This window comes from Brevundimonas sp. FV1ye28 (genome assembly GCF_058681135.1).
This window is the reverse complement of record NZ_CM178731.1, coordinates 2258505-2269436: the sequence shown is the minus strand read 5'-3', so window position 1 is coordinate 2269436 and position 10932 is coordinate 2258505. Positions and strand designations below refer to the sequence as shown.

The window sequence follows — 10932 nt, the reverse complement described above, 5'->3', positions numbered from 1 at the left end:
CACCGTGGCTGAACAGATCGCCTTCGGCGCCGCTGCGTCCCCCGGTCTCCGCTTCGCTACACCGGAGGATGACGAAGGAAGGAGAGGCTAGCCTTCCCCCTTGCCGCTCTCCAACTCCGCGATTCGCGCGCTGATCTGCTCCTCGAACTTGTAGATGTCCGTCAGGTCGCCGAGCAGATGCCGCTCCTCGTCCTTGCCCTTGAACGTGCCGAGGTACTTGGTCGTGATGCCGTTGAAATGCAGCCGCGCCAGCGTGCGCCGGTTGTTGTCGTCGAGCAGGATCGCGCAGTAGGATTTGGCGTCCCGCATGATGATCCGTTTCGGATCTACATGGCGTGAAGCGATGGCCTGTACGATGTGGAAACCGGAGACTTCCTCGGCCGTCGTGGAGATACCGATGTCGTCCACCTCGGCGGCTCCGTCCGCATCGCTGTCGGTCTTGGGTGAGGAGGCGTTCAGGGCCGAAGACAGACGCTCATTGACCAGGTCACGCACCAGCGACGCGATGGACGCGACCACCAGCTTGCCGAAATTGTCCTTCACCGCCGAGGTGACCCGGCCGTCGTGAACCCGCTTGGCCAGCATGCCGACGAACTCGTCCGAGGGTTCGGCGAACTCGTGTTCCAATTCCTTGCGGATCAGGGACTGAAGCTTGAGATTTCCGGCTTCCTTGACGATGCGTTCGATATCAAACGTGGCCTTGGAGAAGGCCTCAATGGTTTTCACATCACCCGCCTTGAGCGCGGCCATCGAGAAGGTGAAGAACGGCTTGTCGTCCATCTTGTTGGGACGCTCGACGTCCGAATAGAACTGATAGATCACGCCGTTGGTCAGGATCGCTAGCCGCGCTTCCGTTACGCTGAAATAGCGAAACAGTTGGCCGGCGTGGTTGATGCCGAGTTCAACCGAGGCCGGTTTGCATTCCACCAGAATGGTGACCTTGCCGTCCTTGCAGATGGCGTAATCGACTTTCTCGCCCTTCTTGGTCCCGACATCGGCGCAGAATTCCGGAATGACTTCGGACGGGTTGAAGACGTCGTACCCGATGGCCTGAATGAACGGCATAACCAAAGCGTTCTTGGCTGCCTCTTCGGTCAGCAAGACTTCCCGATGTTGTAAGGTTCTCTGCTGGAGTTCCGCCAGCCGCGCCGCCAAGTCCATACGCCCCTCCCCAGGTTCGTTTTCGGGCGCATCTTTGTCTTGAACAACACGGCGCGTCCACCCGTGATTGTTCTTGGATGCCCGATGCCTACGGATGGCTGTAGCGCCCCTCCTTCTGTCATCCTCCGGCAAGCCGCGCCTTCGCGGCGCAGACCGGCGGACGCAGCGGCGCGCGGGAGCGCGACCCGAAGGGCGGCGCGTAGCAGCCAAACTGTCGCAGACACAGGCGGTCGATATCGTGGCTGAACAGATCGCCTTCGGCGCCGCTGCGTCCCCCGGTCTCCGCTTCGCTGCGCCGGAGGATGACGAGAGGAAGGGAACAGGCGGAGCGGGGATGACGAACAACGATGCGTCGCATAGGTTGTGCAGATGCCAACTCATCGCACCTTTATCGCGACCTACATCATGGCCAGCGGGCGGAACGGCTGGGTCTATGTCGGGATGACCTCGAACCTCCGCGCGCGAGTGTGGAAGCACAAGAACGGGACCTACGACGACGGCTACACGGCCGAGCACGGCTGCGATCAACTCGTCTGGTACGAACAGCATGCCTTGGTCACCGAGGCGATCCGGCGCGAGAAGCGGCTCAAGAAATGGCTGCGCGACTGGAAGCTGGCGCTGATCGAGAAGGAGAACCCAAAGTGGGTCGATCTCGCGGCGGAATGGTATCCGGTTCACGATCCGAACTGGGAGCCGCCGACGGAAGACGACTGACCCACACCCATGGCCAACCCCCACACCCCGCGCTAGCCTGGCCCCATGTGCGCCTCCTACCAGGCCCGGCTCAACGTCACCCAGCTGGTGCGGCTGTTCGAACAGGCGCAGGCGCCGCTGGGGTTCGAGGGCGGCCTGCCGAACATCGAGCCGGTCGACGAGGTGCGGCCGACCGATCCCGGGCTGGCGGTCCGCGCCGGGCCGGACGCGACGAGCGCCCTGCTGGTTCCCATGCGGTTCGGCTTTCCGGCCCCGGCGCCGAAACGGCCGCCGGTGATAAACTTCCGCTCCGAGGGACGGCGCTTCGTCAACGGCGAGACCAGCGGCCGCGCCCTGGTCCCCGTCTCGGGCTTCTATGAGTTCACCGGCGACAAATACCCCAAGACCCGCTGGCTGTTGTCCGGCGCCGACGGTGAGCCGCTGGCGCTCGCGGCCCTGTGGCGGGCGGGACCGGCGGGCGAGGCCTTCTCGCTGCTGACGGCCGAGCCCGGTCCCGACGTCGCCCCCTACCATTCGCGCGGCGTCCTGCCCCTGCCGGTCTCGGCCTGGGCCGACTGGCTGTTCGACCGGCGTCCGTCCGAGTACCTGCTGATCCCGCCGCCCGCCGGGACCCTGACCGCCCGTGCCGCGCCCCGTCCCGGAGACGCCAAGGGCCCCGACGTCGCCGCCGGAGCCCCCGATCTGTTCGACGCGCCCCCGCAGCCTAGGGGTTGATGACGACCTTGATGCAGCCGTCGTTCTTCTCCTGGAACATCTTGTAGGCGTCCGGGCCGTCTTCCAGCTTGATCTTGTGGGTGATCAGGAAGCTCGGGTCGATCTCGCCCTCCTCGATCTTGCGCATCAGGGGCTCGAGGTATTTCTGCACATGGGTCTGGCCGGTCTTGAGGGTTAGGCCCTTGCCGACGACGGCGCCCATCATCACCGGCACGGGGCCGACGAAGACGCCGGGCAGGCTGATCGTACCGCCGGGGCGACAGGCGATGATGGCCTGGTTCAGGGCGTAGGGGCGCTCCATCTTGCCGGCGACCGTCTCCTGGACCTTTTCCAGCATGCCGCCCGAGCCGTGGCTTTCCAGGCCTACCGCCTCGATCACCGCGTCGGGGCCGACGCCGTTCGTCATGGCCAGGATCTCGTCCTGCAGCTCGCCCTTCACGGCCGAGAAGTCGATGGTCTCGGCGCCGCCCGCCTCGGCGAGGCGCAGCCGCTCCTCGACCTGATCGACGGCGATGACCCGTTCGGCGCCCATCATGAAGGCGCTGCGGATAGCGAACTGTCCGACCGGGCCGCAGCCGAAGACGAGGACGGTCTGGCCCGGCTGGATGTTGGCGTTCTCGGCGGCCATCCAGCCGGTCGGGAAGATGTCGGACAGGAACAGGACCTGGTCGTCGGTCAGGCCGTTCGGCACCACGATCGGGCCGACGTCGGCATAGGGGATGCGCAGGTATTCGGCCTGGCCGCCGGGGAAGCCGCCGTACATGTGGGTGTAGCCGTACAGGCCGGCGGTCGGATAGCCGATCGACTTGGCCTGTTCCGCCCCGTTGGGATTGGAGCGCTCGCAGACGGAATAGAGGCCCCGGCGACAGTAGTCGCACTCGCCGCAGGAGATGGTGAAGGGCACCACGACGCGGTCGCCGACCTTCAGCCTGGTGTTGTCCTTGCCGACCGCGACGACCTCGCCCATCGTTTCGTGGCCCATGACGTCGCCGGATTTCATGCCCGGCACGAAGCCGCCGTAGAGGTGCAGGTCACTGCCGCAGATGGCGCAGGAGGTGACCCGGATGATGGCGTCGCGGCCGTCCTGGATCTCTGGATCGTCCACGGTCTCGCAGCGGATGTCGCCCTTGCCGTGCCAGCACAACGCCTTCATGTCGCTCTCCTTCGGATTGAGGAGAGGGAAGTCGCAGCGCCCGAGGCTGTTCCTGTGTCGGTCGATGGACACAGGGGGCGGTTCCCGTCGGCATTCACGCGGGTCTGAAGTGCCCACGACGCTCCACGCGAAAAAATCTTCGACACGGATTTCGCCTGTTTCCCTAATGATTACAAAGGGCGCCGGCGATATGTTCGACAGGGTCGGGGACGGGCGTATGCTGTCGGCCTGCGCCTCATCGCCTGCTCGGGCCGGGGCGACCCGCACGCAGTGGACGCAGTGGACTCAGTGGACTCAGTGGACTCAGTGGACTCAGTGTACGGTGTTTTGGAGTCCCGGCCGCAACCCGCAGGTCGTCCGGGTCCAAGGTAGGAGGCCTAGTTCGGGCGGCTGGTCAGGCGGCTGGCTCCGCCCCGGATCTCGCAGACGTAGTCGGTCTGGGGCCGGCCGCTGTGGCCGCCCGGGATCGGGCTGAGGATGCCGCCGCGCTCGCGGCAGTCGGCGGTCAGCTGGTCGAGCTCGTCGCCATAGGTCGGGTTGGAGCGCGGCCCGCTGGCACAGGCGGCGGTCGCCAGGGCGGCGCCCAGGACGAGAGCAGGAAGCAGGATACGCGCGGTCATCGGTGAATCTCCGGATTGGCGGACAGCCCCGGAACGCATGGTGCGCCCAAACGGGTCCGCTGGCCACAGGGCCGTTCGCGAACCCGGCCGGCGACAGGTGTTCGTTCACGCATCGTGGATGGTCGGGCCCCGCCGTTCACGAAGCCGGGCCGTGCATCGCCGCAAGTCCGCTGGCCGCCGGACCGGGGCGGGCCGAGGGTCGGGACATCGAGACACCCCAGGAGGCTTCACCCGACGCCTCCTCCAGACAAGGAAGACCATGATGATCCGCACCGCCCTGATCGCCGCCGCCGCGCTCCTGACCGCCGCCCCGGCCTTCGCTTCCGACCCGTCCAGCCTCGCCCTGACCTTCGACACCGGCGCTGCGACCGGCGCGGTCATGGTCGCCCTCTACGACGAAGCGACCTATGCCGGCGGCCAGCCGATCCGCGCGGCCGTCGTCAACGTCGCCGCCGGCGAGCACAGCGTCACCTTCGAAGGCATCCCTGCCGGCGAATACGGCGTGAAGGCCTTCCACGACCTGAACGGCAACGGCCGCATGGACGCCAACCCCTTCGGCATGCCGGTCGAACCCTACGCCTTCTCCAACAACGCCGTCGGCAACATGGGTCCCGCCAGCTGGGATCGCGCCAAGTTCAGCGTGTCGGGCGCCGCCGCCCAGACGATCAGCATCCGATAAGGGAGGCCGCCGACATGACCCCTTCCCGCCGCCACTTCCTGATGGGCGCCGCCGCCCTGTCCGCCGCCGTCGCCACGCCCGAGATGGTCCGCGCCGCGATCGCCCAGGAGGTCGCCGCCCCTTGGGCCCTGGCCACCGCTGATCTTGAAGGCGACATCGCACCCCGCGCCATGCGGTTGGTCCACGGTCGCGCGCCGGCGGGGCTGGAGGGGACCCTGTTCCGCAACGGACCGGGCAAGTTCCGGCGGGCCGGCGGCAGCGCCACCCACTGGTTCGACGGTGACGGCCTGATGCGGTCGTTCACGATGTCCGACGGCGGCGTGACCCTGGCCGCCCGCTTCGCCGACACGCCCAAGCGTCGCACCGAGACCGAGCTCGACGCCGTCGTCACCCCCGGCTTCGGCACGGCCGGCGACGGCCGCGCGCGGATCGGCTCGAACGATGACGCGAACGCCGCCAACACGGCGGTCATGGTGACAGGCGACAAGGTCTGGGCCCTCTGGGAAGGCGGGTCGCCGTTGGCCATGGACGCCGCCACCCTGGCGACCGAACGGTTCGTCACCCTGCGCGACGACCTGAAGGGCATGCCCTTCCAGGCCCACCCGCGTTTCGCCCCCGACGGAACCATCTGGAACGTCGGCACGAACGGCGACCAGGTCATCGTCTGGCATCTGAATGGCGACGGCTCCCTGATCGACGCCCAGGTCGTGGTCCTGCCCCGCGCCTCCTATCTGCACGACTTCACGGCCACCGACCGCCACCTGATCTTCGTGCTCCAGCCCTGGGTCTTCGACCACGCGGGCATGCCTTATCTTACCCAGTTCGCGTGGAAGCCCGAGCTGGGAACCCAGATCCTGGTCGTCGACAAGGCCGACCTGACCTCGACCCGGATCTACGAACTTCCGACCTTCGGCTTCTTCCACTTGGGCGACGCCTGGGCCGAGGCCGACGGCACGATCCGCTTCGACGTCGCCGCAAACGTCGACAACACCTTCGCCGTCGAGGGCGCCCGTGTCCTGATCGCCGGTCGCGGGACGGTTCCGGGCCAGCCCAGCGTGCTGAAGCTGGTGACCCTGCATCCGAGCGGCCGGGCCGAGATGACCTCATCGGGCGTCGCCGCCGAGTTCCCGAAAGGCGACCCGCGCCGGGCCGGTCTGGAGCGCAGCCTGACGGTCCATGTGGCGGGCGAACGCGGCGGCCGGCCCCTGCCCAACGGCCTGGCGGTCCAGGACTGGAAGACGGGTCGCAGCCACGGCTTCAGCTTCGATGACACCCAGATCATGGAGGAGGCGGTCTTCGTGCCCAAGCCCGGGACGACCGCTGAACGCGACGCCTGGCTGGTGGCGCCGTCGATCAATCTGGCCGAGGGCGTCACCGAACTGCACGTCTTCGACGTCGCCTCGGTCGAGGGGGGACCGGTCGCGACCTGGCGCGCCGACGTTGCCCTTCCGGCCGGCTTCCATGGCGCTTGGAGGGGGTAGGGCGACCGCGCGATAGCCCTGAGGCAGTCAGTACCAGCCGGCTTCTCGCAAGGCCCGGGCGTAACGCCGACTGACCGGCACGGTCACGCCGCCCTCCAGCGTCAGGGTCGCGCGCCCGTCGCCTCGGACCACGTCGCGGACGGCGTTCCTCGCCACCCACCAGCTGCGGTGGGTCTGGGAGCCCTCAAGGCCTTCGAGCTCATCGAGCGCGTCGGACAGGCGCATCAGGATGAGGTCGGAGCCCCGATCGGTGTGGATGCGCAGATAGTGGTCCTCGGCCTGTACCGCCCGGATCGCGGCGCCACGCAGCTTCATCGGCAGGCGATCGTGGAAGCGGGCCGGGGCGGCGCCGACGAGGGCCGCGTGGGTCTGGACCGGCTGGGCTTTGGACAGGAAGACGTTGATGGCGCTCATCACCGCCGTGATGGTCAGCACCGGCCCGAGCATGAAGGGCAGCACCGACAATGGATAGGCTTCGCCTTCGAACACCACCCCGGTCACGAACCAGACCATCAGGGTCACCGGCCCGGTGGTGGCCGCCGTCAGGGCGGCGACGGCCAGCCAAGGCCGCTCGTCCATGTCGACCCAGCGATCGATCAGCCGCGAGCACAGGTGGCCCCACATCGCACCCGCCATCATGACCGGGACCCAATAGACCAGCCGGATCCAAAGTGGGGCATTGATGCTGCCGAACGCCCCCGCCACGGCCAGCACCACGCCTGCCGCGGCCGCTATGATGACGCCGCGCATGAGGCCCAGGGTGATCGGGCGTCTGGGACGCGGAGGCGAGGCGGTCGCAGTCATGGGTGGACGAAGCGCTCCGGCGCGTAGACTGTAGGTCTGACTTTCGCAGACCAAAGGGTGCTTTGATGAGGTTGGCAATCCTGGCCGGCGTTTTGGCGATGTTTCTGACTGGTTTCGCGCCCGGCGCTACGGCCGCCGACCTGACGCTGGAGCTGTCCGCGCGCACCTCCGGAGGCATGATCGCAGTCGCCGTCTATCGCGATGCCGAAGCCTTCCGCAGGGGCGAGGGACCGGTCGTTTCGCGCATGGTGGCGCGCACAGGCGCGGTGACCTCGGTCAGCATCCCCGGCCTGCCGCCCGGTCGCTATGCCGTCGCCGCCTTCCATGACACGGACGGGAACGGCGATCTGACACTGTGGCCCATCGGCCTGCCGAGGGAGGCCTACGGATTTTCGCGAAACGCCCGGGGGCGGTTCGGCCCGCCGGCCTTCGACGCGGCCGCCTTCGACCTGCCGGCGACGGGCGCCCGCCAGGCGATCGACCTGCGCTAAGCCTTCGGCTCGGCCGGACAGACGGCCCGGAAGCCGGCCGAGGCGAACCGGACCATATAGTCGCACGCGGTCTCCAGATCGCCTGACCGGCACAGCCCCCCGGACAGCCGGTCCAGACGCCCGGTCTCGCCCAGCGTCAGGGTCAGGGCGCCCGACAGGTTGTGATAGGCCCAGTAGAGGTCGACCTCGCGCGCATCGGGCAGAACCGCCTTGACCAGCTCGATCAGCCGACGGATCGCCGGGTCGAAATAGCGGGCCATGGTCTCGCCGCCGAAGGCCGGGTTGGCGTTGGTCTGGGCCACCAGCGCCGAATAGTGTTTCCAGCCCGGTCCGCCCTTCAACGACCACTGGAAGGGCGGCTCTAGGAAGGCGCGCAGCAGGCCTTCCAGCGTCATCGTGCCCACATTGGCCAGGGCATAGCGATTGATGGCGTCGACCCGCTCGTTGTTCCAGACCTCGGCCCGACGCAGGAAGACGGCGTCGAACAGGTCGCGTTTCGCTCCGAAATAATAGTGGACCAGGGCGGTATCGACCCCCGCCTCGCGCGCCACCTCGCGGATGGTGACGCCATAGAAGCCGTGTTTGGAAAACAGGTCCTCGGCCGAATCCAGAATGGACTCGCGGGTATCGCCGCCGACGCCTTCGGCCTTCACCTTGGGCGGACGACCGCGACGGGCCGGGGCGGCGGGAACGGGCGGAGAAACGTCCAGCTTGCTCATGCGGTCGAGCTAGCCACGAAAATCGGCGTCGGTGCAACGGCGCCACAGCCGAGGCGCGACGTGCCGCCAGGGAAGCGCTGCCGTTTGACAGCGAGGCCAAAGGGGGTCAGTTTCCGCGAAAATCATCGAACGCTGAATAAAAGCGTCGACGGCTGGAAACATCATAGGAAGAGGGTTTCGCATGAACAGAGTCATGAAGAGCGTGCTGCTGGCCGGGGCCGCCTGGAGCGCCGCGTCCACCATGGTTATGGCGCAGGACGTGCCGTCGACCGAACAGACCGCGCTGGACGACATCGTCGTCACCGCTCGCCGTCGCGACGAACAGCTGAAGGACGTACCCGTCGCCGTCTCGGCCCTGTCGGCCGAACAGCTGGAAAACACCGGCGCCGCAGACATCACCGCCCTGCAGCAACAGACCCCGAACGCCACCGTCCAGGTCGCGCGCGGCTCCAACTCGACCCTGATCTCCTTCATCCGTGGCGTCGGTCAGCAGGATCCTCTCTGGGGCTTCGAGCCGGGCGTGGGCCTCTATATCGACGATGTCTATGTCGCCCGTCCCCAGGGTGCCGTGCTCGACATCTTCGACGTGAGCCGCATCGAGGTCCTGCGCGGCCCTCAGGGCACGCTCTACGGCCGCAACACCATCGGCGGCGCGATCAAGTACGTGACCAAGCGTCTCGGCGATGAGTTCGAGTTCATGGGTCGCGGGACCGTCGGCAGCTACAATCAGCGCGACGCCCTGGTCTCGGCCAGCCTGCCCCTGGGCGACACCTTCGCCGTCGGCGGCGCCTTCGCCAAATATGACCGCGACGGCTTCGGCTCCAACCTGTTCACCGGCGAAGAGCAGTACGACAAGGACGTCACCGCCTATCGCCTGAGCGCCGAGTGGACCCCCACCGACCGCCTGTTCGTGCGCTACGCCTGGGACCGTGTCGAGGACGACTCGGCGCCGCGTCACGGCCACCGCGAAGTGACCTCGACGACCGGCGGCTATACCGCACCGGCGGGGATCTACGACACCAACGCCGGCATCCAGGGCAACCAGGAAGTCGAGACCCAGGGCACGGCCCTCACGGTCGAATACACGGTCAACGACATGCTGACCCTAAAGTCGATCTCGGCCTGGCGGAGCGGGGATACGGCGACGGTCATCGACTTCGATCAGACGCCGCTGCCGTTCCTGGACGTTCCGGCCATCTATGCCGACGAACAGTTCACCCAGGAGCTCCAGGCCCTGTTCACGGGCGACAACTGGTCCGGTGTGGCGGGCCTGTTCTACCTCGACGGCGAGTCCTCGGGCGTCTTCGACACCATCGCCGGAAACCTCGGCCTGTCGATCGCCGCCGCCGGATACGTCAACACCGAGAGCTTCTCGGCCTATGCGGACTTCAGCTACGACTTCTCGGATCGCCTGCACGCCTCGATCGGCGGCCGCTACACCAAGGACGAGAAGGACGCCGGGGTTCAGCGGTTCTTCTACCTCGGTGCCACGCGCTCGCCCCTGACCGGCGGCGCGGCCCGTCCGATCTTCGCGACCCGCACCAACTACACGGCCGATGATACCTTCGAGAAGTTCACGCCGCGCGTCAGCGTTTCCTACGACCTGAGCGACGACCTGACCGGTTACGCCTCGATCTCCGAAGGCTTCAAGTCGGGCGGCTGGGACATGCGCGGCGACGCCGCCCTGGTGCCTCAGACGGTCAACGGCTACCAGCCGGAGACGGTCACCACCTATGAGCTGGGCCTGAAGGGCAACGCCTTCAACGATCGCCTGTCGTTCGCCTCGGCCGCCTTCTACTCGGACTACCAGGACCAGCAGATCACGACCCAGCAGGTCGCGACCCTGCCGGCCGTCGGCATCGCCTCGGTGGTCGACAACGCCGGCGCCTCGACCATCTACGGCTTTGAATTCGAAGGCCGCGCCTTCCTGACCGACAGCCTCACCTCGAACTTCTCGGTGGGCTATCTGAAAAATGAGTTCGATGAATTCATCACGCGGGTGACCGGCGTGCCGGTGGACATCTCGAGCACCCGCGAGCCGCAGAACTCGCCGGAATGGTCGGGCTTCTGGTCGGTGACCTGGTCGGGCGATCTGGCGGGCGGCGAGCTGAACATCACGCCGTCGATCTCCTACCGCTCGGACTACCACCTGTTCGACGCGCCCGATCCGATCCTGGATCAGGACGCCTACACCCTGGTCGATCTGGCCGCGATCTGGACGGCGCCGAGCGGCCATTACCAGGTCGCTCTGACCGGCCGGAACCTGACGGACGAAGAGTACAAGGTCGGCGGCTACAACTTCGCGGGCGCCAGCTTCAACAACTCGATCTCGGCCTTCTACGGCCCGCCGCGCACCTTCTCGGCGTCGGTCACCGTCCGATACTGATCCACGCATG

General features: G+C 67.1%; 11 protein-coding genes. 6 read left to right on the top strand and 5 right to left on the bottom strand.

Going from position 1 to position 10932, the window contains the following annotated elements:
• Positions 1-87: 87 nt before the first annotated feature.
• On the bottom strand, positions 88-1293 hold the full coding sequence (locus tag ACW171_RS11100; RefSeq protein ID WP_492093270.1) for a type I restriction endonuclease: 1206 nt from the start codon (positions 1291-1293) through the stop codon (positions 88-90).
• 237 nt (positions 1294-1530) lie between these two features.
• On the opposite strand from ACW171_RS11100, the gene ACW171_RS11095 reads away from it, so the two are divergent.
• The gene (locus tag ACW171_RS11095; RefSeq protein ID WP_492093269.1) at positions 1531-1875 is read left to right on the top strand and encodes a GIY-YIG nuclease family protein; all 345 of its coding nucleotides are present in this window, start codon (positions 1531-1533) and stop codon (positions 1873-1875) included.
• Positions 1876-1920: 45 nt separating this feature from the next.
• On the top strand, positions 1921-2589 hold the full coding sequence (locus tag ACW171_RS11090; protein WP_492093267.1) for an SOS response-associated peptidase family protein: 669 nt from the start codon (positions 1921-1923) through the stop codon (positions 2587-2589).
• On the opposite strand, the gene ACW171_RS11085 is transcribed toward ACW171_RS11090, so the two are convergent.
• Together ACW171_RS11085 and ACW171_RS11080 are read right to left on the bottom strand one after the other, a co-directional pair.
• On the bottom strand, positions 2579-3742 hold the full coding sequence (locus ACW171_RS11085) for a zinc-dependent alcohol dehydrogenase (RefSeq protein ID WP_492093266.1): 1164 nt from the start codon (positions 3740-3742) through the stop codon (positions 2579-2581). The genes ACW171_RS11090 and ACW171_RS11085 overlap by 11 nt on opposite strands.
• A 377-nt stretch (positions 3743-4119) precedes the next feature.
• The gene (locus ACW171_RS11080; protein ID WP_492093265.1) at positions 4120-4362 is read right to left on the bottom strand and encodes a hypothetical protein; all 243 of its coding nucleotides are present in this window, start codon (positions 4360-4362) and stop codon (positions 4120-4122) included.
• Between the two features lie 262 nt (positions 4363-4624).
• Here ACW171_RS11080 and ACW171_RS11075 point away from each other — a divergent pair, with 262 nt between their 5' ends.
• On the top strand, positions 4625-5041 hold the full coding sequence (locus tag ACW171_RS11075; protein WP_492093264.1) for a DUF2141 domain-containing protein: 417 nt from the start codon (positions 4625-4627) through the stop codon (positions 5039-5041).
• A gap of 14 nt (positions 5042-5055) precedes the next feature.
• A complete protein-coding gene (locus ACW171_RS11070) occupies positions 5056-6522 on the top strand; it encodes a carotenoid oxygenase family protein (protein WP_492093262.1) in 1467 nt (488 codons plus the stop codon).
• Between the two features lie 27 nt (positions 6523-6549).
• On the opposite strand, the gene ACW171_RS11065 is transcribed toward ACW171_RS11070, so the two are convergent.
• On the bottom strand, positions 6550-7326 hold the full coding sequence (locus ACW171_RS11065) for a LytTR family DNA-binding domain-containing protein (RefSeq protein ID WP_492093260.1): 777 nt from the start codon (positions 7324-7326) through the stop codon (positions 6550-6552).
• 98 nt (positions 7327-7424) lie between these two features.
• Here ACW171_RS11065 and ACW171_RS11060 point away from each other — a divergent pair, with 98 nt between their 5' ends.
• Positions 7425-7817, top strand: coding sequence for a DUF2141 domain-containing protein (locus ACW171_RS11060; RefSeq protein WP_492093258.1), 393 nt, complete (start codon positions 7425-7427; stop codon positions 7815-7817).
• On the opposite strand, the gene ACW171_RS11055 is transcribed toward ACW171_RS11060, so the two are convergent.
• Positions 7814-8536: a TetR/AcrR family transcriptional regulator gene (locus ACW171_RS11055; RefSeq protein WP_492093257.1), complete on the bottom strand. Its 723-nt coding sequence runs from the start codon at positions 8534-8536 to the stop codon at positions 7814-7816. The genes ACW171_RS11060 and ACW171_RS11055 overlap by 4 nt on opposite strands.
• Before the next feature lie 181 nt (positions 8537-8717).
• Here ACW171_RS11055 and ACW171_RS11050 point away from each other — a divergent pair, with 181 nt between their 5' ends.
• A complete protein-coding gene (locus ACW171_RS11050; RefSeq protein WP_492093255.1) occupies positions 8718-10922 on the top strand; it encodes a TonB-dependent receptor in 2205 nt (734 codons plus the stop codon).
• The last annotated feature ends 10 nt before the right edge of the window (positions 10923-10932 follow it).